The 25,915-nt window shown below is 40.7% G+C and carries 30 protein-coding genes, 1 pseudogene and 1 riboswitch; of the genes and pseudogenes, 2 read left to right on the plus strand and 29 right to left on the minus strand.

All coding sequences use genetic code 11. The annotated features are described in order from the left end of the window. Positions 1 to 19: 19 nt before the first annotated feature. From cobJ to K412_RS0105405, 17 genes are all read right to left on the minus strand, one after another. Positions 20 to 745: a precorrin-3B C(17)-methyltransferase gene (gene cobJ / locus K412_RS0105320; RefSeq protein WP_014256588.1), complete on the minus strand. Its 726-nt coding sequence runs from the start codon at positions 743 to 745 to the stop codon at positions 20 to 22. 26 nt (positions 746 to 771) lie between these two features. Then, positions 772 to 1,776 carry a glutamyl-tRNA reductase gene (gene hemA, locus K412_RS0105325; RefSeq protein WP_024832150.1) on the minus strand — a complete coding sequence of 335 codons (1,005 nt, stop codon included), beginning with the start codon at positions 1,774 to 1,776 and terminating at the stop codon, positions 772 to 774. Then, positions 1,773 to 2,810, minus strand: a complete 1,038-nt coding sequence (locus tag K412_RS0105330) for a cobalt-precorrin 5A hydrolase (RefSeq protein ID WP_024832151.1) — start codon at positions 2,808 to 2,810, stop codon at positions 1,773 to 1,775. The genes hemA and K412_RS0105330 overlap by 4 nt, the downstream gene beginning before the upstream one ends. Continuing rightward, positions 2,807 to 3,565, minus strand: coding sequence for a precorrin-4 C(11)-methyltransferase (cobM, locus tag K412_RS0105335; RefSeq protein ID WP_014256591.1), 759 nt, complete (start codon positions 3,563 to 3,565; stop codon positions 2,807 to 2,809). Before cobM ends, K412_RS0105330 begins: the two co-directional genes overlap by 4 nt. Positions 3,566 to 3,567: 2 nt before the next feature. Continuing rightward, on the minus strand, positions 3,568 to 4,248 hold the full coding sequence (cobI, locus tag K412_RS0105340) for a precorrin-2 C(20)-methyltransferase (protein ID WP_024832152.1): 681 nt from the start codon (positions 4,246 to 4,248) through the stop codon (positions 3,568 to 3,570). Next, positions 4,245 to 5,378, minus strand: coding sequence for a cobalt-precorrin-5B (C(1))-methyltransferase CbiD (gene cbiD / locus K412_RS0105345; RefSeq protein ID WP_014256593.1), 1,134 nt, complete (start codon positions 5,376 to 5,378; stop codon positions 4,245 to 4,247). The genes cobI and cbiD overlap by 4 nt, the downstream gene beginning before the upstream one ends. Positions 5,379 to 5,530: 152 nt before the next feature. After that, the gene (locus K412_RS0105350) at positions 5,531 to 6,385 is read right to left on the minus strand and encodes an ATP-binding cassette domain-containing protein (protein WP_014256594.1); all 855 of its coding nucleotides are present in this window, start codon (positions 6,383 to 6,385) and stop codon (positions 5,531 to 5,533) included. A gap of 12 nt (positions 6,386 to 6,397) precedes the next feature. Next, on the minus strand, positions 6,398 to 7,174 hold the full coding sequence (gene cbiQ, locus K412_RS0105355; protein WP_024832153.1) for a cobalt ECF transporter T component CbiQ: 777 nt from the start codon (positions 7,172 to 7,174) through the stop codon (positions 6,398 to 6,400). Further along, positions 7,171 to 7,497 carry an energy-coupling factor ABC transporter substrate-binding protein gene (locus K412_RS0105360; RefSeq protein ID WP_024832154.1) on the minus strand — a complete coding sequence of 109 codons (327 nt, stop codon included), beginning with the start codon at positions 7,495 to 7,497 and terminating at the stop codon, positions 7,171 to 7,173. Before K412_RS0105360 ends, cbiQ begins: the two co-directional genes overlap by 4 nt. A gap of 2 nt (positions 7,498 to 7,499) precedes the next feature. Further along, complete coding sequence (locus K412_RS0105365) at positions 7,500 to 8,240, minus strand: energy-coupling factor ABC transporter permease (protein ID WP_024832155.1); 741 nt, start codon at positions 8,238 to 8,240, stop codon at positions 7,500 to 7,502. A 130-nt stretch (positions 8,241 to 8,370) separates the two neighbouring features. Beyond that, positions 8,371 to 8,568, minus strand: a riboswitch (cobalamin riboswitch). A 350-nt stretch (positions 8,569 to 8,918) separates the two neighbouring features. Beyond that, positions 8,919 to 9,623 (minus strand): JAB domain-containing protein, encoded by a 705-nt coding sequence (locus K412_RS0105375; protein ID WP_024832156.1) that lies wholly within the window; start codon positions 9,621 to 9,623, stop codon positions 8,919 to 8,921. 1 nt (position 9,624) lies between these two features. Further along, the gene (locus K412_RS0105380; protein WP_024832157.1) at positions 9,625 to 9,861 is read right to left on the minus strand and encodes a hypothetical protein; all 237 of its coding nucleotides are present in this window, start codon (positions 9,859 to 9,861) and stop codon (positions 9,625 to 9,627) included. A 100-nt stretch (positions 9,862 to 9,961) separates the two neighbouring features. Next, a complete protein-coding gene (locus K412_RS0105385) occupies positions 9,962 to 11,608 on the minus strand; it encodes a hypothetical protein (RefSeq protein ID WP_024832158.1) in 1,647 nt (548 codons plus the stop codon). 47 nt (positions 11,609 to 11,655) lie between these two features. Continuing rightward, entirely contained in the window at positions 11,656 to 12,063 is a 408-nt protein-coding gene (locus K412_RS0105390) for a DUF6075 family protein (protein WP_024832159.1), read from the minus strand. Positions 12,064 to 12,098: 35 nt separating this feature from the next. After that, positions 12,099 to 14,429, minus strand: coding sequence for a VirB4-like conjugal transfer ATPase, CD1110 family (locus tag K412_RS0105395; protein WP_024832160.1), 2,331 nt, complete (start codon positions 14,427 to 14,429; stop codon positions 12,099 to 12,101). Further along, a complete protein-coding gene (locus K412_RS0105400; protein WP_024832161.1) occupies positions 14,422 to 14,787 on the minus strand; it encodes a PrgI family protein in 366 nt (121 codons plus the stop codon). The genes K412_RS0105395 and K412_RS0105400 overlap by 8 nt, the downstream gene beginning before the upstream one ends. Before the next feature lie 61 nt (positions 14,788 to 14,848). Then, positions 14,849 to 15,046, minus strand: a complete 198-nt coding sequence (locus K412_RS0105405) for a hypothetical protein (RefSeq protein WP_024832162.1) — start codon at positions 15,044 to 15,046, stop codon at positions 14,849 to 14,851. A 158-nt stretch (positions 15,047 to 15,204) separates the two neighbouring features. Here K412_RS0105405 and K412_RS20505 point away from each other — a divergent pair. Continuing rightward, positions 15,205 to 15,446, plus strand: a pseudogene (locus K412_RS20505) (helix-turn-helix domain-containing protein). An 84-nt stretch (positions 15,447 to 15,530) separates the two neighbouring features. Then, on the plus strand, positions 15,531 to 15,941 hold the full coding sequence (locus tag K412_RS0105415; protein ID WP_024832163.1) for a hypothetical protein: 411 nt from the start codon (positions 15,531 to 15,533) through the stop codon (positions 15,939 to 15,941). Between the two features lie 29 nt (positions 15,942 to 15,970). Here the strand turns inward: K412_RS0105415 and K412_RS0105420 are convergent, their stop codons facing one another. The 12 genes from K412_RS0105420 to K412_RS0105480 all read right to left on the minus strand — a co-directional run bounded on the left by K412_RS0105420 (position 15,971) and on the right by K412_RS0105480 (position 25,802). After that, positions 15,971 to 16,747: a VirB6/TrbL-like conjugal transfer protein, CD1112 family gene (locus K412_RS0105420; RefSeq protein ID WP_051461048.1), complete on the minus strand. Its 777-nt coding sequence runs from the start codon at positions 16,745 to 16,747 to the stop codon at positions 15,971 to 15,973. 139 nt (positions 16,748 to 16,886) lie between these two features. Further along, positions 16,887 to 17,192: a glutamyl-tRNA amidotransferase gene (locus K412_RS0105425; RefSeq protein ID WP_024832165.1), complete on the minus strand. Its 306-nt coding sequence runs from the start codon at positions 17,190 to 17,192 to the stop codon at positions 16,887 to 16,889. 27 nt (positions 17,193 to 17,219) lie between these two features. Further along, entirely contained in the window at positions 17,220 to 18,983 is a 1,764-nt protein-coding gene (locus tag K412_RS0105430) for a VirD4-like conjugal transfer protein, CD1115 family (protein WP_024832166.1), read from the minus strand. Then, positions 18,970 to 19,158: a hypothetical protein gene (locus K412_RS0105435; protein WP_024832167.1), complete on the minus strand. Its 189-nt coding sequence runs from the start codon at positions 19,156 to 19,158 to the stop codon at positions 18,970 to 18,972. Before K412_RS0105435 ends, K412_RS0105430 begins: the two co-directional genes overlap by 14 nt. Beyond that, positions 19,130 to 20,068: an ArdC-like ssDNA-binding domain-containing protein gene (locus K412_RS20510; protein ID WP_242835534.1), complete on the minus strand. Its 939-nt coding sequence runs from the start codon at positions 20,066 to 20,068 to the stop codon at positions 19,130 to 19,132. The genes K412_RS0105435 and K412_RS20510 overlap by 29 nt, the downstream gene beginning before the upstream one ends. A gap of 6 nt (positions 20,069 to 20,074) precedes the next feature. Further along, positions 20,075 to 20,875 (minus strand): PcfB family protein, encoded by an 801-nt coding sequence (locus K412_RS0105445; protein WP_024832168.1) that lies wholly within the window; start codon positions 20,873 to 20,875, stop codon positions 20,075 to 20,077. Next, positions 20,826 to 22,223: a relaxase/mobilization nuclease domain-containing protein gene (locus K412_RS0105450; RefSeq protein WP_024832169.1), complete on the minus strand. Its 1,398-nt coding sequence runs from the start codon at positions 22,221 to 22,223 to the stop codon at positions 20,826 to 20,828. The genes K412_RS0105445 and K412_RS0105450 overlap by 50 nt, the downstream gene beginning before the upstream one ends. Positions 22,224 to 22,226: 3 nt before the next feature. Then, positions 22,227 to 22,580 (minus strand): hypothetical protein, encoded by a 354-nt coding sequence (locus tag K412_RS0105455; protein ID WP_024832170.1) that lies wholly within the window; start codon positions 22,578 to 22,580, stop codon positions 22,227 to 22,229. Further along, entirely contained in the window at positions 22,564 to 22,911 is a 348-nt protein-coding gene (locus K412_RS0105460) for a plasmid mobilization protein (RefSeq protein ID WP_024832171.1), read from the minus strand. Before K412_RS0105460 ends, K412_RS0105455 begins: the two co-directional genes overlap by 17 nt. A 295-nt stretch (positions 22,912 to 23,206) precedes the next feature. Beyond that, positions 23,207 to 23,428 (minus strand): DpnD/PcfM family protein, encoded by a 222-nt coding sequence (locus K412_RS0105470; protein ID WP_034847193.1) that lies wholly within the window; start codon positions 23,426 to 23,428, stop codon positions 23,207 to 23,209. A 91-nt stretch (positions 23,429 to 23,519) separates the two neighbouring features. Next, positions 23,520 to 24,164, minus strand: coding sequence for a hypothetical protein (locus tag K412_RS0105475; RefSeq protein ID WP_024832173.1), 645 nt, complete (start codon positions 24,162 to 24,164; stop codon positions 23,520 to 23,522). Then, complete coding sequence (locus K412_RS0105480) at positions 24,165 to 25,802, minus strand: hypothetical protein (RefSeq protein ID WP_024832174.1); 1,638 nt, start codon at positions 25,800 to 25,802, stop codon at positions 24,165 to 24,167. Positions 25,803 to 25,915: the final 113 nt, after the last annotated feature.

The raw sequence follows: 25,915 nt of genomic DNA on the forward strand, positions 1-25,915 counted from the left end.
CTTCAATCCAATGCAGAAATTATATTCTGTATCCCCTAGGAGTTACCAGTTTCCCGTTTATGACCCTGGTAGTGGAATTTCCGATTATTACTGTGGTAAACATGTCCACCACCTCGTCTTTTAATTCTTTAAGCGGCAATATCTTGTGAGTTTGTCCCTCTCGCCCTATATTTCTTACATATCCGCACATTGTATCCCCGCTTATATTTCTCATCACGATTTCACAGGCTTTTTTAAGAAAATCCGCTCTCTTTTTGCTGGATGGATTGTAAATCACTATTACAAACCCGGCCTGCGAGGCCAGATCCAATCTCTTTTCAATGTCCTCCCATTTTGTAAGAAGGTTGCTTAAGGATATTACCGCAAAATCGTGTGTTAAAGGTGCTCCAAGAACCGCTGCCGCAGAGCTTGCTGCAGTAATTCCTGCTATGACCCTGATCTCTTCACGGATTCCAAGCTCCTCACATATTTCAATCATCAGGGCCGCCATCCCGTAAATCCCTGCGTCTCCGCTTGAAACCATAGCTACATTTTTGTTTCCTTTTGCAGCCAGCGCAGCCATCCTGCACCTTTCTACCTCCTGCATCATGGGGGTTGCTATTATTTCCTTGCCCTCAATCAAATCTTTGATTATATCTATATATAAAGTGTATCCGGCAACTACCTCGCTGTTTTTTAGTGCCTCTATCGCAAGCGGTGTTATCTGTGCTTTCTCTCCCGGCCCTATGCCAATAATACTAATCATGACTCTACCCCACCCATTTATTTTTATTATTTTACCGCCATAAGTCGTTTTCTTTGGGCATACCATTTGTTAAAATTCTCAATATGCTCTGCTATCAAACTCTTCATGGCTGATATTTCCTTAGAATTGTCCTTCCGTGCGGTTTCCCCAAGGCTGTCAATATTGTAGTACAGTATACCGTTTATCTTCCCGACCTCAGGGTCTATGTCCCTGGGTACTGCAAGATCAATAATGTATTTGGGCTTATTTGCACATCTGTCAATCATATCGATAGTAACAGTCTGATGGGGACTTGATGTTGCGCTTATTAAAATATCCACATATGGTATCAATGACTCCCTGTCGTGATACGGAATAACTTTACAGCCTGTAGGAACAATTATGCTTTTGTTGTTGTGGGTTCTGGTAGTTATGTGGACCTCACATCCCTTTGCAATCAGTTCCTCACAAACTTTTCTTCCAACTACTCCGTTACCGATAACCAACGCTTTGCAACCTGCTTTTTTTTCAATATATTCACTTACCAGTTGTACCGACTGCCCGGCTACCGAAGGCGAAACGGCATTGAGCACCAGCTGAGTCTTTACCTTTTTGGCACAGGTTATGGCGCACCTGAAAAGTGTGTTCAATGCCGCATCGCTTGCTCCCTCATCAATAGCAATCAGCATTGCTTCTTTAACCTGCGTCAATATCTGGTCTTCTCCAAATATCATTGAGTGAATTCCACAGGCAAGCTCAAAAAGATAAACCGCCAAATCTTCACCCTTTTTAACATAAAAACACTTCTTCATATCATCATCAAGATTGGCAGCATTGCAGAATATTTCAACCGGATCCGCTTCTTCGCAATGGCTTAATGAAATGTACGCCTCTGTGCGGTTGCAGGTTGAAATCAAAACCACTCCGGAAACACAAGCCTCCTTATTTATTTTGGCTAGAATATCTCTTATTTGATTTTTGTTGAACCCAACCTTTTCTCTTAATTCCAGGCTTGCGCTGCGATAATCAACTCCAGCCATGATTATATTCAAAAGCTACACCTCCATGCCCTTTCTGCGATAGCAACAGTGACTCCATCTCTAGCTCTTTTTCCCATTATCAATTTCCCATGATTGCTGGCCAGTATGGCCGCTCTTTCACAGACATTATCCACACCTGTAACAGCCCTTACAAACCCCGATGATGAAAAGCTCCCTTTAGCCTCCATAAGCTCTTTATTGGTATAAAGCTTAAGACAGTATCTGAATTTGTCACAAAGCCGTATAATTGCCTCTTCTTCTTTTTTTATATCAATGGTTGCAACACAGTAAACAAGATTCTTTGGTATGTTCTCTGCCGCCAGTGTTTCAAGAAATACTTCTTCCAATATCTCTTCCGGAATTCCTTTCCGGCATCCCACTCCCACAGCAAATAGCTTAGGGCACAAAAATAATGTATTTTTAAAAGGCTGCTTGTCCGCATTTTGCTTTTTGTGATCATATATATATATTCCGTAATCAGTTGTATCCTTTGTAAAGAATTCCGGTAATTCACCTTCCACCGGAAAATCACAGCGAAAACCAATTTTTTGACCATTCAGCAATGCGGCAGAAATATGCTTTATGTTTTCTATGTTCAAAATATGAAGACCGTTTTCCTTTGTCCACACATCAACCGAAAAAACGCCGTTAATATCTGTAGCAGTAGTAATAATTGCCCTTCCTCCCAAAAAAGACGCCAATTTATGGGCCAGGCTGTTTGCACCGCCCAAATGCCCTGACAATATGGGAATCACATATTCTCCTGTTTCATTTATCACAATGACCGCCGGGTCGGATGCCTTATTTTTAAGGAATGGCGCAATTGCTCTTACGGCTATACCGGCAGCTCCAATAAATATTATTGAATTGCTGTCCTCAAAGGCTTTTCCTGTAAGTGCGCTAAGATTGTCTTCCATCTGAAGCAGCTCGCCGCCTCCATACTTTGAATATGCAACGATAGAATGTCCCTCTTCTTTAAGATAATCAACCAGGCGCTTACATAAGAGTGAGCTCTTTTGGGTAAAGGAAATCAAGGTTATCCTCATTGTTCTTTCGCCTTCCTGAATTCATGGGTAAAGCTTGCATCATAAAGCTTTGAAAGCTCGTGCTCACAAGAAAGAAAATCCCCTACAAGTATCAAGGCCGTTTTGGTAATATTGTTTTCCTTTGCACTTTTATGAAGCTCTGCAATTGTGGTACGGACAATCTTCTGCTCCGGCCATGTAGCCTTATAGACAATAGCAGCAGGCGTATCGGATTTGTATCCGCCTTTTACAAGCTTCTCACTAAGCTTCTCAAGCATTGAGGTCGTAAGGAACAAAACCATGGAAGCCTTATGAGATGCAAGCTTTTCTATATCCTCATCCGGAGGTACGGGCGTTCTTCCCTCCATCCTTGAAAGAATAACAGTCTGACTCACACCAGGCAGTGTATATTCAGCATTTAACACCGCTGCCGCACCGCAAAATGAACTGACTCCGGGCACAACGTTATAAGGAATTTTATGCTTGTCCAACAACTTCATCTGCTCCTTGATTGCTCCATAAATACTTGGATCGCCTGTATGCAGCCTTACCAGTATCTTATCAGGTGAATATTCTCTAACGAAAACATCTATAATTTCATCAAGTGTCATAGAAGCGCTGTTGTAAATCTTGCACTCAGGCTTTGTACACTTAAGGAGCTCCGGGTTAACCAAAGACCCTGCATATATGACAACATCAGCTTTTTTCAAAAGCTCCTGTCCCCTCACTGTTATCAAATCAACCGCGCCCGGTCCTGCTCCGATAAAATAGACCATTTTTATTCTCCTTTAACTATAATAATCGAAAAATAACTGCTATCTTCATTTAAGTCCCTAAGACTGTTATATATTTTCTCATTTTCCATAAAGCAGCATTCTACCATTTTGGAATTGTCAAGCAAATTATGCTTCTCCAGCTTCTGCTTTATGTTTAAAATACCCTTTCCGCTTTTCATAAGCACCTTGCTTCCGTTCAAACGTAAGAGTTCATCCGCACCTTCATAGGATGCAGGAACAATATGCAATGCTTCCTTCCCATTACACAATGAAATGCCCAGTTTGGCAGCAGCCGCGCAAAACGAGGAAATCCCGTTAACAATTTCAGCAGAATATCCTTTTTCAACAACCAACCTGTGCACATACATATATGTAGAATAAATTGTAGGATCACCGAGCGTTATAAATGCCAGGTTCAAGCCTTTTTCGAGCTCTGCACAAATCAGCTCTACACAAGCTTTATGACTCTCCCGCAGTATTGCTGTATCCCTTGTCATAGGCATACTGCAGTACATTATCTTTTTGCCGGAGATATACTCACCCACAATATTCAGAGCTGTTTTCTCGCCTCCGGTATCAGGTACTGCAATAATATCTGCCTTATGTAAAGTCTCAACCGCCAATAGAGTAAGAAGCTTCTTATCTCCCGGTCCAACACCAACTCCGTATAAAGTTCCTTTCAATGCCCAACCTCCTTTAGCTCATTGATAAAGTCCAACACATTATCTGTCTGCATTAACACGCCATTTTCATTTGAAAATACAAGAACCTCAATCCTTGCCTTATTCATCACACGATAATTTAAATGATATACTATTTTTCCCAATATGCTTTCATACACCATTTTGGATATATTGTTCTGCAACAGGATATTGTGAATTTCATCTGTTGTTTTTGCATTCATGATTTTTTCGACCGTTTCTTTTCCTGCACCGGCTAATGCACTGTGAGCGGCAAATATTTCATTTCTGCAGTCAGCAATTTTCGAATGTGTATTCATAACACCGGCAGCTAACTTGACCAATTTCCCTATATGTCCGACAAGCAGGATTTTTTTAAAGCCCAAATATATCGCATAATCAAGAGCTTCACCAATATAATTTGAAATTTTTACAGCGCTGTCAACATCAATGCCCAAATGCTCTCTGGCATAACCAACTCCATAATTTCCGGGAGAAATGAATAGCACGTTTTGACCGTTTTGCTTTCTGATAGACATTTCCAGCTTGATTGTATCTATCAATGCAGCTTCACTCATGGGCTCCACAATGCCTGTAGTTCCCAGGATGGATATGCCTTCGACAATCCCAAGCCTTTCATTGAAGGTTTTCTTTGCAATTTCCACTCCCTGGGGAACAAATATTTCCACATGAAATCCGCCATCGTATTTGTATAGACGGGCAACCTCTTCCAACGCATTAAAAATCATCTTTCTTGGTCCGGGATTGATAGCCGCCTCTCCTATTTTGCAGGGCAAACCCGCAGAGGTTACTCTTCCGACACCTATCCCTCCGTCAATGGAAATACCGGCTTTTGCCTTTTCAACCCTGGCATAGATCCTTATTCCGTTTGTTACATCAGGGTCATCCCCCGCATCCTTTATGATGCAACAGCTTGCGGAAGCTTCATTGAGAATGATATCTTCCGGCTTAAGAATTATTTCTTCCCCTCCGGGAAAAGTTAAAGAAACCTCCGGAATCTCTATCTTTTCAAAGAGCATAATTGCGCAGGCTTTTGCGGCAGCTGCCGCACAGCTTCCGGTTGTAAACCCTTTTCTTAGCTTTTTACCAGACTTTATTATATAATCATTCATTATTCCACCCACACTTATGCCTTTATATAAATTATGCGGGAAACTCACTATTTCAATTTCACAAAAACCGTAGAAGCATCGATATTTTGCTCATTGAAATTAGTGGTTTCTTGGCGCAAATTATATAGTACTGTATCAACGCAATTTCCTTTTTAGGTAGTTTTTCTTTTCTTCCAGTCATTAAGAGCTTTTCTCGCTTCGGATATGGTATTGGCATTCTCCGAAAATTCAAAGTCATCCTTTTCCTTTAGTATCTCCATCAAATGTCCGATTCGTGGAAGTCTTAAGTTTACACTCCTTATTTCATCCCTATGAGCGAATACTTCTTTAGGAGTACCTTCCAGCACAATCCTGCCCTGATCCATCACATAGGCATAATCACAGTAAAGCGGTACTATGTCAATATCATGGGTTGAAATAACCACAGATAATCCTAAATCCTTTTGTATTTTCCGAAGCAGTTTCATAATTTCACTAACTCCCATGGGATCAAGTCCTGCCGTAGGCTCATCAAGCACCAGCACTTCGGGCTCCATAGCCAGTACTCCGGCAATGGCTACACGCTTTTTCTGTCCGAAACTGAGACAGTGGGTTGGCTTATCCTTAAGGTGTGATATACCAATCCTGTCCATTGCAGCATTTACTCTCTTGCGGACTTCTTCTTCAGGCAGCTTCATATTTATTGGACCAAAGGAGATATCCTGAAGTACACTTGCCGAAAACAACTGGCTATCCGGGTCTTGAAACACAATACCCACAGATTTGCGAAGGTCTCTAAGGCCCTTTCGGGAATAGTCCAGCTGAAGTCCCTTAAACAGCACCTTACCGGCCGTTGGTTTGAGTGTTCCGTTTAGAGAAAGAAACAGTGTTGATTTTCCCGCTCCATTTCCACCCAGTACGGCAGTTGTCATTCCTTGCTTTATATCAAGTGTCACTCCCTTTAAAGCATGTGTTCCATCAGTATATGTGTAATGAAGGTCCTTTACCTCCAGGATGTTCTCTATCATGAATAACTCCTCCTATACTTGCTTTAAAGCTATTGAAGATAAAACAAGTATGACGTTGATGGTTACTGCCAGGACATATCCTTTCCAATGCTTTTCATAGGTTTCTTCAAGTACATTGAGCTCTCCCTCGTATCCTCTTGCCTCCAGTGCAGTGTATAGTTCATCCGAACGCTTGTATGATTTTATGAAGAGCATGGAAATCAATGAGCCTAAAGAGCGATATCCGGCAGTCAGGCTTGAATAGCCCATACGGCAATTCTGTGCATTATAGATGGTATCTGCAGTTTCCAGCAATACAAATATAAACCTGTATACAAGCCCCATAAGCTCCACTAAAAGCTTTGGCATCCGAAGTCTCCGTAGTGCCGCCAGCAAATCCACCATAGGGGTACTAAGGGACAGAAAATAAAGGCATGAGACAGCTCCCAGTGCTTTGAAAAACAGCTTAATCGCCTCTTGCAGCCCTTCATTTGAGACACCTATCCATGTTCCTGCAACAGGAATTGCTGCCAGCAGGCTTTCTGGTTGCTCGGATATATTCACTGCAACGGTAGACACCCCTATTATCAAAAAAGAAACAGGCAATAACAGTAGTTTTATAAAAAAACGGAGGGGAGTCCCACCTCTTGAGACGGTCATACCCCCCATAATAAAAATCACTGCAACCGATATTATCAAGTTATCTGCCCATAGACATACAGCCAGCGTCAGCAAGGCAAATGTAACCTTTTGCAAGGGGTCTGTATGTTTAAGCTTTGAGCTGTAAGCATATTTATCTATAGAAATCATGCGCTCTTCTCATCTTCTTTCTTTCTGCGGCCTTTCAAATAACCTAATCCATACCCGATTATGCCGGCGCCGATAGCAGCTTGCAATGCAAAAAGCAAGCTCTCAATCTCTCCGCTTTTCGGTTCAAAAATGGGTGAGAACCAAGGTTCATAATCTGCATTTATTTCTGCTATTGCCTCCTCCGCTTGCCCATCTGCTCCACCAAACTCAGCATCTTTAGCAATAAACAACGGAATAATTGCTAAAGCTATAATAATAAGAATCAACAGCAGGTTAACAGAAAGATTATTTTTTTTTGTTTGCCTTGTCGCTTCAGTTTGCATGATTAAGCCCCCTTTTGTAATAGATTTAAGCTCTTCAATTCATCTTTGCCATAAGCAGCTATGGCATTAAATATTAATACTGTAAGTATACCTTCACTGATTGCAAGAGGAATCTGTGTCACTGCAAAAATACCCATAAACTTAGCCAGTGATGCAGCAAAACCACCTACTTCAGCTGGAAAAGCTAGCGCAAGCTGCACTGATGTCACCATATACGTCAACAGATCACCCAGTGCTGCCGCTAAAAACACTGCCAGCCATTGAGGTCCTTTCGCTTTCTTTACCAGCTTGTACGTTGCAAATGCAACAATAGGTCCTACAACTGCCATTGAAAAGGTATTTGCGCCAAGCGTTGTTAGTCCGCCATGAGCTAAAAGTATAGCCTGAAACAAAAGCACTATCAGACCCAGTACTGACATAGCTGTTGGGCCAAAAAGGATAGTTCCCAATCCCAATCCTGTTGGATGTGAACAGCTTCCTGTAACAGAAGGTATTTTGAGTGCGGAAAGTACAAATGCAAATGCACCTGCCATTGCAAGATATATTTTTAATCGCGGATTTTCTCGTACAGTTTTATTTATTGAAAATAGTCCTATAACTATAAATGGTACGCACAATACTCCCCATGAGATTGCCCAGACCGGAGGTAAGAATCCTTCCATGATATGCATAGCTGAAGCCATTGTTGGCATCAGTATTACCATAAGTCCAAGACCCAAAGCCAATTGTAATTTTTTGGACATAATACTCACTCCTCATACAAATATTATTTTACAAACAAAAAACCTCTCAACATAAATAGTCAAGAGGTCATGCATACCCGGAATAATACTGTGCAGACATACACAACACCCCCTATCGCTCGTAGAGTAAATGGTGTTAAAAATGCAGGCAGGTCTTCTGGCTCAAGCATCATCATTCTCCAAACCTTCCCAGTTTCCCAGTGGTATCTATGGAGAACTCCACTTTTACAGCGGCGTGACCGCGCGGGATTTTCACCCGTCTTCCCTTTTCACTGATTCACACATTTTCTAGTAATGCATAACCAGCACCTGATTTTATATTAAATTATTAATATATTATATCATTATTCAGATTATTTCAATGGATTATTTCATGTTTTATAAGATAATTTTGTCCAGTTCTGTAATTGCTTTCAGTTATAGATGATTTGATTTGTTCAAGGTAATACCAGGAGCTATGCAATTACCTGTATATTTGAAGGTGTAAGCTCCTTGGCGAGTGCTTTTGTCACACCAATTATATCCGCCTTTGCAGCAGAATAATTAAACTCACAATATGCCCCATATGAAAGAAACATTTATTATCTTTACTTTTTCTCACAAGCATGTGCTTTAAAACACTTTGGGTGTACTTGAAAACACCTTTAAGATTACAAATCTAATCTTTAAAATCCAGTTCTAACGTGAGTGTGTATGCTGAACCCTATTCAGCTTTTCCTTTGCAGTAGATGCACCTAATTCAATCACCCCATAATTTGCAATACTTCTGCTCTCTTTGGGAAGTTCTCCTTTCTCTGCCATAGAAGTATAAATTGTATCGGCAACAATAATATGATCCAAAACCTTAATCCCAAGCGGATGAAAAATATCAACTATTCTCTGTGTCAATGTTTTATCTTCCATAGAGAAATTTTGGGAGCCTCCGGGATGGTTATGGGCTAAAATTATTGCGTTACAATCGCAGGCAAGAGCATATTTTAATATTTCTCGCGGATAAACTGGTGCCTGTCCGATACTCCCTTCAGACATGATTTTGGTTTCGATTATGTTATTACCGCTGTCTAAAAAAGAAACCATAAACCTTTCTTTATCCTTCATCCCTCCTAAAAGGGCTAAAAAGTACTGTCCTGATGCAGTTGATGAATTGAGTATAATCTTATCATCTTTCTCATAGACTTTCAAAATATTATAAGATGCAATAAATTCATTGAGAAGTCCGATTTTTTCCAGCTGTTTTTCATTCGGCTCCATGATGTGAGGATGTTCCAGGATATTGAAAGGGTTGTTTGTTTTCACGTACTGTTGAAGCTTTTTATAGGGGAGTCCTGTTAAGCTTGTCAGTCCTTTTAAGAATTTTTCGGTGTGTTGCATTTCCTGTTTCATGCTATGCTTGCCCCCCTTCTTCATCAAACATCTCAATGACGGACTTTATACTTTTCAACTTTTCACAAGTCTCAAGAGGTAAATCAATTGATTCCAGATTTATAAAAAAGTTTTTTATCCCCATGCACTGAAAGCATTTGTAGATTTTTTCGTTTGTGTTATCGTCCAGGTCAATTAGTTTAGCCAGTATATTCACACACTTTGAATATTCCGTATTCCTTGTTTCTTTTAAATTCATGGAGTTATCCCGCCTTTCATTTAACTTAGTTTTACGAATTACATATTCCTTTTTGGTGTTCTCCCTATGGAAACCGGAACTTGTATAAGGCTACATATGCTTAACCTTCAATAAGCTGCATAAATAACTGCTGATATTCATCCTCCATTAACTCATTTAACAGTTCAATCTGTTCAGAATTGAAGTGGTATTCGGCAATCATATCAACATGGGTTTTTGAGGCTAATTCTATATGCAGGATTGTTTCCGTAGTGGTAATAGTCTCTTCTACCTCGTTGCCGTCCTCATCTTCGGTTATAATGGTCTCCTCATGCTCAATCGTTTCTATCCAATAGTTAATTTGGTTCATATCCCAGAAGATACTGCGCAAGATGCCTACCTTTGTATCATCAAGAGTGGCGACATCCATACCATTATCGGGATCAGCAGCAGTCTTGACAGCATAAACAGGCAATATTTCTCTCCAGTTGTTAACGGTAGTACTGCTCCCGCTATTGGAGGACAACTCAAGCGTATCATGAGGGTTTTCAGCCTGTATTTGTTCGATTCTTGAATAATATTCCTCATTAAGCTGTTGTACTACCTCTGTCATGGTCGGCATGTTATCACCTGGGCTTTCATTGGAGAAGAATACTCCGAAAACCGATCCTAATAAAAACCCTGCAAGACATATAACAAGAACAATAACGAGCACTACCCATCCACCTGCAGCAATGAGAGCAATCGTTCCTTTTACAGCTAAAATAATTGCTTTAATGGCAGCTATCATTGCTTTTACCGTCATCTTTGCCGTAAAAGCTGCAGCTCTAGCTGCTGCCCTTGCCGCCTGTACCGCCCTCTGGGTAGCCTGTGCAGTTTTAACTGCGGCTTTTGCTGCTGCCTGTGATGTTTTAATGGCGGTTTTAGCAGTACGTTTAGCAGTTATAACCGATTTTTTTACTGTCTTGACTGTACCTTTAGAGCCTTCCTTTATTGTCTTAATGCTGGTTTTAGCAGATTGCTTAACGGTGTGGCCAGTTTTACTATAAAAGTATGTATTTCGTCTTAAAGCGTTTCCAGTCGGTCTGGGTACTGGATGTTGAGGGGAGTGTGTAGTTATATACCCGGACGTTTGTCTTGCCTGCGTCCGGAAAGTTCTTCTTGCCTCCGGGATTGAACTGGACTTAGTTAATTGTGGATTCACTCTGCTTTGAACAAACCAGCGTTTTCTTGCTTCATCTGGTTTTGATAGAGTAAATTTTCTGTTTGCAATTTCTTTTAACCTCATTTGAGAAGAATTTTGTTTATTAGCCTTGTTCGATATAAATTGAGTGTTTTTCTGCTTTGCTGCATCCTTAACTTTAGCCGGAGCGTAATTTTGTTGCGTGGTTTGATGTGCTTCTGTTCGGGCAGCATTTCTTTGAACTAATTCCTTTGCTTCGCTCTGTGACGACTGGTAAACATTATCGGTATTATGGGTATCAGACCAAGTGGAATCATTATCCTGCGCCTTACGGTTTTTGATTTTTTCTATTACTTTCTTGCCGTATATTTTCGCTATATATTCACCTTTACGGGTGATGTTTTTCGCACCGTCACTGACAATGTTTTCGGCATAATCCACATAGTTACTGTCATCATTTTGCACAAGCTGTTCAGACCGCTCTTTGGTGCGAATATAAGAATTCTTTGCTCTCCTGGTTACATCCATTGTCTTGTCTAGTACCTTAATATACTTCCTGGTCTGTTTTGTTTTGATCTCCTTCAATACACACACCCCCTCCCATGGTTAGCATTCGATTTATATTGCAAGTATTATCGTTCTTTCCCGGCAGGGCCCAATACAGAACGCTCCAAACTCCTGCAATACTCAGGATACCGAAGTCTGATTGCTTCGAAAAAGTATGGAGCAAAACTACAGTCAAATAAGTAATACGGTGCAGAATATTGTTCTTTACCTTCCTCCGTCCATCCGTTCCACAGGTTAAATGCAAGCCGGCATAAACGCTTTGTACTTCCGGTCTGCCATGGAGCCGAAAGTCCCTCCGGCTTTATAAGGCTCTCCTCAAAGTCAAAGAGAGCGGTAATATGGTTTCTAGTTTCTGCACTAATCCCTACTGTATAGAAAAACGCTTTGCGGAATACATCGTTGTTGCGTGCCACTTTGATCATGTTGTAATAAAAAGTCTCATGTTCCTTACTAGCAAATTGGATACTCTCCACTAAATTTCCCTCCTTGGATTTATTCCTTTTGAAATTTACGCCTGCTCGCCAGGCTTTGTGGTCATCAGGCGGTAGAGCTTAGTGTTTCTCGGAAACTGGTCGGTAAAGGGAACAAGAGAGCTACCCACCTTGATAAGTCCGTTACCGGCATCCACGTTGGTGATGTAGGAAAGCTGAAGATCTGAAATGTTTAGGAGCTTCGCAAGCTCTATGCCGTCTGTACTTGCCTGATTAAGCATGACTATGAATTCGGAATTAGCCAGCATGGTACGAGCGGTATGGCTTTGCAGAAGATCATCAACATTTTGTGTGATACCGGTACAAAAAGCACCGTACTTTCGAACACGTTTCCAAAGAGTAAACAGGAAATTGGCGCTATACTCATGCTGGAAAAGTAGGTATATTTCATCAATGATAATAAAGATGTTTTTACCTTTCGCACGGTTTTGCGTGATGCGATTAAAAATACTGTCTAGCACTACCAGCATCCCAATAGGGAGGAGTTGCTTACCAAGATCAAGGATATCGTAACAGATCAGACGGTTGTTTACATCTACATTGGTTGGTTTTGCAAAAGTGTTCAGGCTGCCGCTGGTAAATAGCTCGATGGCAAGTCCGATTTCCTGAGCTTCCGGTTCTTCCTGTCTCAAAAGTTCTGCATGAAAATCCTGCAGAGTTGGAGGATTTCCATTATAGTTGCTTTGAAGATATTTCCTATACACGCTGGCAGTACAGCGGTCAATCAGAGACTTCTGCTTTGCTCCCAGGTTATGGCCTCCGATAAGCTGCTCACACAGGGACAGGACAAATTCAGATTTCAGGATGACAGGATTTGCCCCATCTCCATAGTCCTTGTTCATATCCATTGCATTGATGTGATTGGGAGAAGTTGCTGATATATGGATAATCTCACCGCCCATTGCTTTTACAAGGGAGGAATACTCCCTTTCCGGATCAATCAGGATAATGTCGTCATCACTGGACAGTATCTGGTTAACAATTTCCCTCTTAGCGGTAAAACTCTTACCGGAGCCGGAAACGCCTAAAAGAAAAGAGTTCCCATTGAGCAGGTGTTTCCTGTTGGCAATGATCATGTTCTTGCTGATAACGTTCTGACCGTAATAAATGCCACCATGGTGGGAGATTTCCTGCGCCCGGAAGGGAATAAACACCGCCGTGCTTTCGGTAGTCAGCGTCCGGATTGCATCAATTTTTCGCAAGCCATAAGGCAATACCGTATTTAAACCATCCATCTGCTGGAATGTCAGTGTAGAGAATTGGCACAGATGTTTCCGTGCTGTAGTAAACAAGGTTTCCGTATCGCTGTCAAGTTGCTCTTTGCTGTCCGCAATATGCACCATTGTCAGGACTGCAAACATCATCCGCTGGTCACGGGTGGTCAGATCGTCGAGAAATTCCTTGCTTTCCTTGCGCTGCTGCTCCATATCATAGGGTACAACTGCTGAAAAGTTGTTGCTTTGATTCTGTCTTCTCTGCCAGTTGGTAATGTTAGTTTCCACACCCAGAAGACGGCTTTCCACCTCCCGAACAGCCTCATCGGTTGGAATAGGGATAATATCAAGTGATAACATCATATTCCGGTTTAAATCACATAGCTCGGACACCATGCTGTCTTTTATATAGCTTGCAAACTCACGCAGAAAGATGACACGGCCGTATTTGTTTCCCATCCGGAAGTGGTCTTTCTCAAACTCAAAAGTATCGGGACAGATATAGTCCTTAAAATCATGACCCTTTTTCATTGATTCAGACAGGTTAAAATAGAAATCCGTTTCCTCACCGGAACGAAAAAAATCGTGCAGGATTCTAAGGCGGTCGGTAGCATCCAGTTCCACACACTTTGATCCAAGGCGGGAGAAATGGGTGATGAGGTCTGTTCCTATACGGGAAAAGTAATTCCGCGCTTCCTCAATATTCTTCTTCATTACAGACACGGTAACATATTTGTCCTGCACAATGCTATTGGCACCTGTTGCTTTATCCAAAAGCATCTGGTTATATTCCCTGCGATATTCGTCCAGCCTGTCACCTTTTAGGGGGATTAGAATAGAGCTTTCAAAGTCTGCTTTATTCAAGCGTCGGTTATTAATGGTGATTTTGGTAGTCGCCCCGCTGTCAAAGGAGTTGAGTAACTCAGAATAGCACAGGAACATCGCTTCCTTATCCTCTTTGGAGGCTACCGCATAATTGATATCCTCGAAACGAAAGGTTTTGGAAAACTTGTTGCCCACCCGGAAAATTCCGTCCGGCCATATGGTTCGAATGGGAATTGCCTGCTGAACACCTTTGGGGACGATAAACTTTTCTTTATCCTGTTTCATGATTTTTTGTAGGGTTTTAATCATGACGTCTCAATTCCTCCTTTTCATGCTTCTCAATAGTCTGTTTCAACGCCTCGTAATACACATTCACAGGGTAAAAGGTCAGCTTTTTGGGCATGAGAAACTCAGATTTGATGTATGCCCATAAAAACTGCTCTGCTGTCATGCCGTGGTATTTTATAAATCCCAGAGCTGCAAAGGGGAATGCTCCTAAAACACACATCCAGCTCACAGTCTCCGTGCCCAGTAATCCCTGTAAGCCGAAATATATGCCAATGGCCACACCAACAGCCAGGACAGAAAAAATGAACTGCCGCATGGACAGTCCAAAAAACAGGCTTTCAGTATAATCCCGGATCTCCCGATTGATTTTTACTTCCAAATTCAATCACCTCCAAATGAAAAATAACGCCTCTTTAAGAAGCGCTATTGTGTCGTTTACTTCAACGTTCCATCTGATTCTTATTTTGCTTTCCTTTCCCCTTTTGTATCTTGACTACCAATGTATCAACTATGCGATTCTGCTCCATAACCGCATCATCTTCTGTAAAGGGAGTACCTTTATTGAAAGCTTCATCCAAAAGCTTATTCAGTTTTTCCTTTTCTCTTTCCAGCTCTTTATCATATCTCGTTTTTGCCACTATTGGCCCTCCTTTGTTTTTTACATGTTATTAACCCTATTAACGGTATACCGGTAGTATAAGTCACCTTTATGACTATTTCAACGGTATTCCGTTAAACATATAAATTGTAAACTGATATGCTCTGATTAACGGAATAACGTTTATGAGGTGATAAAATGAATATTTCTCAAGCAGTTATTAAACGAATTGAAGAGTTGTGCATGGAAAGGAATTTAACCATTAACGCTCTTAGCAATATTTCAGGTGTTACACAATCTACTGTAAATGATATTGTAAAGGGTACGACATATAATGCGGGAATTGCTACTATAAAAAAATTGTGTGACGGGCTTGGTAAAGTATAAGGGATTTTTTTGATAGCGATCTGTTTACTAATTTAGAACAAGAGGTAAAATAACCTAAAATTGTTCGCATCCTTCCATTTATTTCTTCCATATGTGATAATGTAAATATACAGATTGCATGGAAAGGAGATTTCATTATGCCAATCGCGGCGGTTATTTCCCTTTGCCTTACGATAGGATTGTTTATTCTCTCTTTTATATTTAAAGTGGCCGGAAAAACCCGGCTGGCAGTTCCCTTTCTTTGCTTGCTGCTGTTCAGTACTGTGCTAAACAAGTGGGCAGGAGAAAATGAAACTTTAGCATTCATCATTCTTTTCTCTTTGCTTGGTCTGACAGTTATTAGCTGGATTATATCGCTTATAAAGGTGATACAGCGCAGACGTGACGAAAAATACTTTGAAGATGATGTTGCATGGCAAATCCAAAGGGCAAGAGAGATGGGTGTACCTCTTGACAAAATTCAGTTTAACGAGCATGGGGATTTGCTGGATCCAAGAACAGGTCAGCCTATTGTTTATGGGGATGGTGTTCAATTCAAGGATTTATAAGGTTACCTGACTGTAATACCCGGTATTCCTTACAATCCCATCATCTCCCGCACAACACGGTCTGCCATTTTTACAGCTCCCACTAGTACCAGCATATTAAAAATAAGTTCTCCTATATAAGACCATACCATCGTTACAGCGCTGACACTTGTATCCACCACCAGCGGAGATGATGCGAAAACAGAAAATATGACACATGCAAGGATAATGATAGCTCCTTCCAGACATACAGCAGCATATCCTTTCAGGAAGGCTTTACCTATACTCTGGCTTGGCTCTCCTGCAAAAGAGGCCAGAGGAACAGGAGCAATAGCAGTGTATAAATACAGTTTAAAGAACCTGCCGTACACCGACAGGATCATAATGAAGGAGAGCACTGTTATGAACAATCCACCGATGAGTGTCACTGCCCACAGTGGTATGCTTGCGAAAAAACCACAATCTTCAATAGCCTGAACGATTGTATTTGGCAGAACAGTTTGTGTGGCTGAACCCAATCCTGAGCTGTTTATTATGGTAGAGATAATTCCCTGCACAATGTTGAACAGCGCCATCATCAGTTCCAGTCCGTAGGTTACAACTCCTTTGGCCAGGGCAAATCGTATAAACAGCTTTAATGCATGTTCCGGCTTTTTTACCTCCGCAAAGCTGCCGCATGTCTTAACCACACCAATCACAAAAAACAGTACCAGTAAGGCAAAGCCGGTAGCCTGCAGTGCTCCGTGGATATTCACAATAACATTCCAGATACCGCCACCTTTAAATTCTATAGGAGATTGAGTTACGAGTAGCCAGATCTCAGACATCTTATCATTCCATGTTTGAAGTGCGTTATTTAAATTATCAATTACCCAATTTCCACTGGACACAATATATTCACCTCCTTGAAAAGTATCGGGGAACAGACTGTTGGCAGCCTGTTCCCCTTAAATCTGAGGTGCTTCATCAGCCTGTAATGAGAGATAGGATTTCTTTCGCAAAGGTAATAATTACTCCGCCTGCAAGAGTAAGAAATCCGTTAGCTCTCTGGGAAGGGTCGTGAGATTTCAGAGAAAGACCGATCTGCACAATGCCAAAGCCAAGCAGGATCAATCCGATAGCACGGATCAGTCCAAATATAAAATCCGATAAATTGTTAACAACGGTTAGAGGATCATTTGCAGCATAGACAGGAACGGCAAAGAAAGTAATCATCAGTACTAATACACAGTAAATCGCAATTGACTTTTTGGTTTTCATTAAAATTTTCATATAAAATCATACCTCCTGATTTGTATTCTAAGATTGAATAACTATTTCGAGTTCTTCCTCAGAGAGAAGCTCGTAATCACTTTCCTCGTTTAATGTCACAGCTTTCCAGTCCAGAGCGTTTTCAGTATTACCATGCCGATAGGGTTCACTGCCGCCGTCAACTGTCAGCTTTAAATTTGGGTGCTTTAAAATGTCGTATTTTTCATCCATTACTGCCCGCTCACCCCGAATGAACAAAAGGGAGTAACGATTATCCAACATCCGTACTTCATCGGGAGTCAGAAGCTCTCTTCCCGACAGCTGGTAATTGGTAGAGTAGCTTCCGTTTCTGCCTTTGCTCATCCCGTAGGTATTGGTGTCAATGGTTTCTTTACCCAAAAACTCAGACACATACTTGTGAGTGGATTGCTCGTTACCGCCCAGATACAAAAACTCGTCACAGTTGCCCACAATGGATTCCCAGGTATCCTTGAACAAGGCTTTTAGCTGTGCCAGGTTTTGCAGTATGATGGATACCGATATTTCCCTTGATCGCATAGTAGACAGCAACTTATCAAATTCATCCGGTAAGGCAACATTCGCAAACTCATCCATAACAAAATGGACGTGGACAGGCAACCGCCCTCCATGTTTATAATCAGCTATGTACATAAGGCTTTGAAAAAGCTGAGTATAGAGCATACCGACTATAAAGTTGAAACTGCTGTCGTTATCGGGTATTACAGCGAAGAGTGCCGTCTTTTTCTCTCCGATAGATGAGAGCTCCATTTCGTCCACTGTTGTGATTCCTGCAAGTGTAGTCAGGTTAAACTTTTCTAAGCGGACACCCAAACCGATTAGAATGGATTTGGCGGTTTTGCCTGCGGCAAGTTTAAAAATGTTGTACTGTTTGACAGCCAGCTGCTCCGGTTCCCGCATTTCCAATCGCTCAAACAGTTCGTCAAGTGGGCTTTGATAAGTTTCGTCATCCTCCCGAACTTCAGCGGCAGCAATCATTTCCATGACCATGGGGAAATTCTGTTCATCTTTAGGAGCTTCATAAAGAAGATAGAGGATAAGCGCTTCAAGTAGTGCAGTTTCGGAACGCTCCCAAAAGGGGTCGTTGGTGTTGCTGCCTTTTGGTGTAGTGTTTCTGATTAAATTTGTTACAAGCTTTAATACATCCTTGTCATCTTTGAGATATTCAAAAGGATTGTAACAGTGGGACAGATTCATATTGATTAAATCCAGCACCTTTATTTCGTAGCCATTTGCTTTTAACAGGTTCCCTGTATCCCTCAGGATTTCACCCTTTGGGTCAAGGATGACAAAAGAGGTATTGGCCTGCATGACGTTAGGTTTAGCATAAAATCGGGTCTTACCTGAGCCGGAGCCTCCCACCACCATAACATTTAAGTTGCGCCTGTGTTTTCTTCCGTCAAGTCCTATGCTGACATTCCTTGTCAGGATTTTATTCTTATGTGGTACTTTATCCCGGTATTTTTTATTGACAGCTGCAGCGCCGCCCCAACGCGCACTGCCGTGTTCCTCTCTCCGCCGGTAATTACGTTTGGTAGACATATAAATCCCAATGCCCATACCATAAGCAGTGATAAACAGCAGGATGCACCTTGGTGTATCTTCTACCCATTGGATATGAAATGGATTGTTCATTGCCGACGTAAGATTGGTAAGGATTTCGGGAAGTCCTCCTGAAAGAGAAGGGGCGGTTAATAATGCCGCCCATACGACTGGAATTAAAAAAACCACAAAGAGTATCAGGTTGCTCCTTGCGGTTTCATCGCGCCTCATTATAACTCCTGCGTTTCTGTTTTTTTGTCGGGGCGTCAATAGTTTTTAATAGCAGTTCATCTACGGCATCAGTGGGTTTATCATCTTTAATAAGGTCATTTCTAAGCTCATTTAAAGCGTTTACCACGACGCCATACTCATAATTATCAAGGGTAAGCACCCTTTCTTCTTTCATAGGCTATTCCTCCTAATGTTCCGGCTCCTGCCGTTTTTGCTGCCGATACTGCGCAATCATCCGTTTCATCCTGCCAGAAATCTCCTGCAGTTTCCCTTATTGCCGAGAGCTCGGCTCGAATTTCTTTCGCACTCATTCCCTCCAGCACCTGGGGAGTACGATCAAAGCTGTAACCGCTCGTATCCACTCCGTATTGTTTGCAGAGTATATAGGAAACGCAATAAGCGTGGAAGGTGTGATCTGAACGTCGGTACCTGCCATCACCGGTATCCATTTCTGCATGAGCAAGTTCCTGGGAAAGGGCTCGGAAAATACTGCCCGCATCCATGCCTTTTCTGATCTGGATTTCACGTGTATCCGGCTGGTACAGGGCATTTGTACCTTCCGGTAGTGTATCACTGATACAAATGGGCACAGGTGCATGATCCATTAACGCCTTGATGCGGGTGCGGTCGTCGGGATAGGTAGATGTTTCCCGTTTGCGGCTGTTTCCAGTCTGTGAAATGTCAAACATCTTCTTCAGGTTATAGCTGATACCGACAGTACCATCGTCACGCCGATATTCATCACCGGGCTCTAAAATGTAAAAACCGGTTTCCTTCTTGCGAATGTAAGCACCTTGTTCCTTCCATGTGTCAAAATCCGCAATGCGGGTAGCATCAGGCTTTTGTGAAAGAATTAAAAGAGTGTTAGCCACGCTATAGTGGTCAAAACGGCTTTGCACATCCAGGTAGCTTTGAAATTTCACACCATCCCGTGCCACATCTTCCGCTGTATTTTCGATCATGGAATATACCATTTCCCGCTGTTCCTGTTTCTGTTTTTTCCATGCTTCTTTGTCAAAGGACTTGCTATTCCGGGATACAGGCTGTTCATTTCCATAATGGAAAAGATCATCAAAACTTCCCATAATAGTTTACCTCGCTTTCGATTTCGGTTTATTTGGTTTGGGTTGCGGCTTATTTGCCCTGGCATTTTGCTTTGCTGCCTGCGGCTGTTCTTTTGTTGATTCACGTTTAGGCTCCGCCTGTTCCTTTCGAGCGGCTTTGATTTCTTTCAGTTCTTCGCGTACTGATTTTTTCGCCGGCTCAATAATACCCTCGGCGGCTTTCCCTTCGTGATCTAAGATAGGCTCGGACGGACGGGATTTCTCCGTCGTCGCCGTTGTGGGGTTTGGGTTGTCGGCTGATTCAATAACCGGTTCTACCTGGTCTGGCTTTGCCATAAGCTCGTCGATAAAAGCATCCGTACTTTTTTCGGCAGGTGTTTCTTTTACTGCCGGTGCTTTTTGTGATTCTTTGGCCGCCTTGCTTTTCTCAATTTCATTTTTGATACTTGCTGTATCTACGGTAGCCAGCTTGAAGCGCTCTACAATACGGTTGATTTTTGATGCATCTTCTGCCCGCACCATGATGTCACACATACCGTCCAAACTTTTTTTATCCCGCAAGGCACAATAAAGAACACCATAGCGCTTAGCCTCCTGACAAAACTTTTTCAAGTCCACATTGCGTACAGCAAAGACTTTTAATTCTTTGCCACTGCGTAATAAGCTTTCCAGGCGGATTTTACCCTTTGTCCTTTTCTGGTCTTTCAATACAGCATACAAATAGGTGGCAAGGTTTTTTGCACCTTCACCGGAAATTTTCGCCATTACCTCGATTCCTTTAAGACTCATATTGACGATTTGATCCGCTGCGTCGGCTCCGCTGTTCATATTCCTTTTCCTCCTTTCTATGATGAGTTTTCTCCTGTCTAACCTGAAGCAATTTTTGTTTCATATCCTCAGAGCGGCTTAGAATACCCTCACAAAGCTTCACCTCCCTTCGAAGCAGTGACAACTTCTTTGAAAGCTCTGCAATCTGTTCTTTGTACTCTGTTTTCTGCGATTCATCTTTACACCGCCGTAGTCGATGGTAGAGAGATTTACGAGAATCTAATAAGGTTGATATTTCCTGGTTAAGTCCATTCTGAAAGTCAAGAAGCTGCTCTTTGCTTTCAATGTGATTGCTACATAAAAACCTTGTTTGAGCAGTTAGTTCCTCCATGTACCGGAGATCCTCGCGTAATAAAAAATGCGTCCGTTTCTTGGACACACGTTGTTTCGGTAGGATACCCATTTTGTAAAGATAGTGAAAATAGAGAGCTTGCAATCCTGAGAGTTTTCTTTTATTTTTTAGTTTCATACCACCTCGTATGGTATATCGTTTTCGTTTTGGTTCAGGCAGGATTTGTGGCCTTTTCGGCGTGCGGTTATGGAGTATCCTTTCCTTAATAACTTCCTCAGTATAATCCTCGCCCAGAGTTTTTAATCGAACAAAGCGTTCCTTTCCCTGCGGACGCACTGCCATGTATTTCACACCGGTTTTTACCTCATATCCCTGTTTGCGAAGGTTAGCAATAAACTGTGTAAAAGTCATAGATATATCAATCGCCTTGTCTACATCTTCACGAATAAAGCCACGCCAGGTAGGTTTACTTTCCTGTTCAGCCTTCCATTCAGCATAGTGCCTAGATTTGCCCCGCTGCGGGTTTTCAATAACAGACAGGGAGTATTCCCGGCACAACCGGTCAGAAGTTTGTCGCATAAGGGAGTAGGTAGTCTTATTATCGTAATACCGTTTGCCATCTTTAAAGGAAACAGAATTAAGCACAAAATGATTATGGAGATGATTTTTATCAAGATGGGTGGAAACAACCACTTCAAAACGGTCACCCCATAACTCTTGTGCCATTTTTACACCAATAGCATGAGCAGTTTCGGGAGTAGCTTCCCCAGGCGCGAATGACTGATAACCGTGGAAGGCAAGAATGCCGCCCGTTTTCTGGAATTGTAGTTTAGTCTTGGACATCTGCGTACAGGCAGTTTCAGGATAACAGTTGATACCGGTAACATAAAACTGTTTCTCAGTCTTTGCATCCTTTACAGTATATTTTAGAACCTCCTGAAGGCCTCGAAAGTCAGAACTATTAAAATCAAGGTTCTCTGTTTTATCCGGATTTGTGGTATAGTCAATTACCCGGTCAAGGCGGTCTGTAACATCCCATATCGCTGTGGTCGCCATAGATTATCGCACCAGCTCTTTTGCCCTTATCGTCGGTCTGAAGGGATACTCACCTGACATGTCGTGAGTATCACACACTCTGGCAACAACATCATGCAGGTATGCACGGGTATTGACCTGATAGCGGTCAACAATAAGCTTCAATGGGTTTTGAAATTTCAGAAGATAATCAATATCTCTTTCATAATACCCGTGAATATCGGTCATATAATGCACAACACGCTTAACAGCGGCAATTTCAGCAGCTTTATCAAAAATGCTCTGTTTATCAAGTTTCAAAACTGCCGCTTTGTAGTCTGCAAAATTCCTTTCTATACGGCGCATAAGTTTTTCCTGCTTATCAATCATTCTGTCCATTTTCAACTCTCCTTTCCGGCGAAGTAACTGCCGTCTGTATATCCAGCACGGCTTTTCGGAGCCTGTTGGCTTCATACTGAAATGTTGTGCGGTCAATATGCCCTATAGCATTTGCCCTTGCAGCAATCTGGTTTAAGTTGCTGCCAATAGCGTGAAGCTCTTTCATTACAGCGTAATAATCGGGAGGCGGAAGTTCCTTTGGTACATAACCGTTGATAAGTGCACGCAAATAGGTTTCCTGTGATAGTCCTGCTTTCTTTGCGCTGGCTTCCAGCTTCGCCTTTTCTTCTTTGTTCAGCCACACTTGAACACGAATACTACGTTTTCTCAACGTTTCCACTCCTTTCTGCTGAAATCATATCTTCATCCCTTGCATATGGGATGTTGATTTGGAAAAGACACATAAAAGCAACGCCGACAATGCCGCCTATAAATATGCCTAGCAAAAACGCTCCTATGGTTATCACCACACTTTCTATTTGCATTTTTACGGGGGTATTAGGGGGTATCCCCTTAACAAGTGAATTTTGGGAGACAAAATTCAGTGCTTGCTACAACATAAGACACCTGTCTTATGTTGAAATACTTACGGCAGGTATTAGATTACCTGCCGAAAATAAGAGCCGTTATCGCACATGTCCATGTCGTTTTTGCTTCCTAAACCGTTCTTCCATCTCTTTTTCTTGAGCGATAAACTCCACACCGGCAAAGTGTTCTGAATCAAGGATGTATTCTTCATTTCTGTACGCCTGCCGAACCTTTTCTTCGGCCTGTTGCTCATTTTCCGCCTCGATTTCAACTGTCATGCAAAGGGTTTCTTTGATTTCCACTTGATAGGTTTTCATCATAAAACGAAGCCTCCTTTCTTGATTTTTGGGTAAAGAAAAAGGCACTGATTTTAGTGCCTTTTATTTTACCTGTTATTAATAATTTATAAGGTTAGTTTGTTTTCGAAAGTATAATTGTTTCCAGTTGTCTTATTGAATCTACAAAACCAATATAAAGCTTAATTACATCTCCTATTTCTAATATATACTCTGTGTCCTGTCTTTCGAGATGTTTTTTTATGCGATGAATTAAGTCACTTACTGTTTCTCTACTTGTTTGCCTTCTAATTTTATAAAAAATTTTTGAATCTACCACTTCAATTCTTGCCATAGAAAAGTGTGTTTCTTCAGAACGTATATCATGAACAACTGAATACCAATCTAATGCCCTCCTAATAAAACTTACAATTCTAGTATCGGCATATATACTTAATGGATCTGAGTTTTCTAAAGTTTTTTTCAATATCTCGTGAAATTTTGATTTTAAATTTCCTCTATCCCTTAAGACCTCTTTCAAAATTATGGATGCATACTCCATACAAGAATACATTTTTTCGAAACAGTCTGAGATTTCACCACAAAGGATAATCTTGTCAGTCTCAGATATGTCAGGCATCTTCGCTAGTAAATCTTTACGTATATCGTTGATAATGTCAACTTTATATGCTATATATCTAGTTTTTCTGATAATATCATTATAACATGTTCTTATTTTAGGGTTGAGGAGTTGTTCATTAGTCAGCTTTCCAAATTGCATTTATCTCAACTCCTCTATCAAATCATTTAAAGCATCATTAACAGAGCTTATCAATATTTTGGAGTCAGTTATCCAGTTTGGTGAATAATTTTCTTCTCTTCTCCAAAGCTTATTATATGCTTTTATCGAAGCAGTGTGCCCAGATAGTTTGTTACGTGAATTATAAACTAGTCTCAAAATATCTATCAACTTATTACCAGAAATTATGTTTAGCTCTTTAAATAATATCTCCAGTTGTCCAATACTTCCTAATGTTTGTCCTTGTTCATCTTTTAGCTTATCACTATCAACATATTTTTGTATTGCCTTTTTATTGATACTTTCAACAGTAATTTTGCATAATTGAATTAAGAATTCCTTAAACTCATCAATATTATTTGTAACAGGTGTCATAAAAGCACTTTTAATTAGCTTATCAGCTTCCGATAATGGATTAAAAATTATAATATTGTATCTCTTATCGAATTTATCATTTACCTTGTCAATTAAAGTAAATATCCACTTTTCTGGAAGAATATTATCTATAAAAGTGGCTTCAATCTGCTGTTTCCAAAAGTTTTTCTCTATATTACCTTGTGGCGGAATATTCTCGGTACGCCAATATTTTTGTTCATTATAAGGTATTCTTCCTAAATCACCTAGCCAAACAACAACCTTATCTTCCTCATTTATGGTAAAAGGTATATCCCATTCGTCCAAGTATCGAATCAATCCATCACTAATGGTGTAATTTGAAGTATCAGTCTTATATTTGTTGAGTACAGCTTTGTTAAAAAAAACAGGCGTTAAAAAGTGTGGAGCTTCAAGATTTGCGCCGAAGTAATTTGCCAGCTTATTTTCATCGCATGTAAATGTAACTGGTTTACCCGTGTCCTTATCAATATCGTATATAAATTCTTCGAACTTTTCATCCTCAATTAAAAATTTTAAACTATTATGCTGACACTCCTTATAGGGCTTTATAACTGTCTTTCCAATAATAGAAGCCAATGCATTAAAGTCATCAAATTCATATTTATTCAAACTATAAAGTATATTATAAAAATCTTTAGATCGATGTTCTTGTATGTTTCTCATATTTTCACTTATATTAGCAAATCTTCTGTGGTCAAATGCTATAACACAAACTTTATTATGCGCACATAAAAAATCCCGGAGATATTTTGTTAATACCTCAACTTTATTAGCGGAAGCTCGTATGATAACTTCATCACTAATCGGATCATGGTAATTTTCTCCAACCTTAACTAAATTGTTATACCAGATTAGTTTTGGATTTATATCATATTGGGCAGAGTATTTTTTATTGAAATACCTGTATGCAACCAAATATTCAAATTTGTCCTTTTTATCTCCGACAACAAAATATATTTCATCTTTGAACTGCCCATTCCCGATATTGCGAGATACTTGCTCAAAAAAAGAATGCCCAAAAGAATTTGGCGAAAACCCCCACTCGAAATCCTTTAAATATTGTTTAATATATTCATCATCATTATCAAGTAATGCACAAAAAGTAAAAATATCATTTTGGATACCATTAGTAGTTTGTTTTACATTTTCATAAAGAGTAGTCCATTCGTGAGCACATATATTTTCATAGATATTTAAATAATCTTCAAATTTCAGAATATCCACTTAACCACTTCCTTTTATATATACTTATTAGTGTTTAACTCATGCTATAAATAAATCAATTTCATCTTTTCTGTTAATAAAACAAAAACCTCTCTTTATTTGTTGATAATAAA

Source organism: Ruminiclostridium josui JCM 17888, assembly GCF_000526495.1.
GTDB lineage: Bacteria > Bacillota > Clostridia > Acetivibrionales > DSM-1351 > Ruminiclostridium > Ruminiclostridium josui.

Bases quoted from the DNA above. Each gene is read 5' to 3' on its own strand.
- K412_RS0105365 (WP_024832155.1), bottom strand. From the start codon at position 8,240: ATGTCCAAAAAATTACAATTGGCTTTGGGTCTTGGACTTATGGTAATA.
- K412_RS0105420 (WP_051461048.1), bottom strand. From the start codon at position 16,747: ATGTCTGAGATCTGGCTACTCGTAACTCAATCTCCTATAGAATTTAAA.
- K412_RS0105330 (WP_024832151.1), bottom strand. From the start codon at position 2,810: ATGAGGATAACCTTGATTTCCTTTACCCAAAAGAGCTCACTCTTATGT.
- K412_RS0105455 (WP_024832170.1), bottom strand. From the start codon at position 22,580: ATGGACAGAATGATTGATAAGCAGGAAAAACTTATGCGCCGTATAGAA.
- cbiD (WP_014256593.1), bottom strand. From the start codon at position 5,378: ATGAATGATTATATAATAAAGTCTGGTAAAAAGCTAAGAAAAGGGTTT.
- K412_RS0105350 (WP_014256594.1), bottom strand. From the start codon at position 6,385: ATGATAGAGAACATCCTGGAGGTAAAGGACCTTCATTACACATATACT.
- K412_RS0105395 (WP_024832160.1), bottom strand. From the start codon at position 14,429: ATGATTAAAACCCTACAAAAAATCATGAAACAGGATAAAGAAAAGTTT.
- K412_RS0105415 (WP_024832163.1), top strand. From the start codon at position 15,531: ATGCCAATCGCGGCGGTTATTTCCCTTTGCCTTACGATAGGATTGTTT.
- K412_RS0105360 (WP_024832154.1), bottom strand. From the start codon at position 7,497: ATGCAAACTGAAGCGACAAGGCAAACAAAAAAAAATAATCTTTCTGTT.
- K412_RS0105435 (WP_024832167.1), bottom strand. From the start codon at position 19,158: ATGAAAGAAGAAAGGGTGCTTACCCTTGATAATTATGAGTATGGCGTC.
- cbiQ (WP_024832153.1), bottom strand. From the start codon at position 7,174: ATGATTTCTATAGATAAATATGCTTACAGCTCAAAGCTTAAACATACA.
- K412_RS0105425 (WP_024832165.1), bottom strand. From the start codon at position 17,192: ATGAAAATTTTAATGAAAACCAAAAAGTCAATTGCGATTTACTGTGTA.
- K412_RS0105375 (WP_024832156.1), bottom strand. From the start codon at position 9,623: ATGAAACAGGAAATGCAACACACCGAAAAATTCTTAAAAGGACTGACA.
- K412_RS0105445 (WP_024832168.1), bottom strand. From the start codon at position 20,875: ATGAACAGCGGAGCCGACGCAGCGGATCAAATCGTCAATATGAGTCTT.
- K412_RS0105380 (WP_024832157.1), bottom strand. From the start codon at position 9,861: ATGAATTTAAAAGAAACAAGGAATACGGAATATTCAAAGTGTGTGAAT.
- K412_RS0105430 (WP_024832166.1), bottom strand. From the start codon at position 18,983: ATGAGGCGCGATGAAACCGCAAGGAGCAACCTGATACTCTTTGTGGTT.
- K412_RS0105470 (WP_034847193.1), bottom strand. From the start codon at position 23,428: ATGATGAAAACCTATCAAGTGGAAATCAAAGAAACCCTTTGCATGACA.
- K412_RS0105450 (WP_024832169.1), bottom strand. From the start codon at position 22,223: ATGGCGACCACAGCGATATGGGATGTTACAGACCGCCTTGACCGGGTA.
- K412_RS20510 (WP_242835534.1), bottom strand. From the start codon at position 20,068: ATGGGAAGTTTTGATGATCTTTTCCATTATGGAAATGAACAGCCTGTA.
- cobM (WP_014256591.1), bottom strand. From the start codon at position 3,565: ATGGTCTATTTTATCGGAGCAGGACCGGGCGCGGTTGATTTGATAACA.
- K412_RS0105475 (WP_024832173.1), bottom strand. From the start codon at position 24,164: ATGCAATTTGGAAAGCTGACTAATGAACAACTCCTCAACCCTAAAATA.
- cobJ (WP_014256588.1), bottom strand. From the start codon at position 745: ATGATTAGTATTATTGGCATAGGGCCGGGAGAGAAAGCACAGATAACA.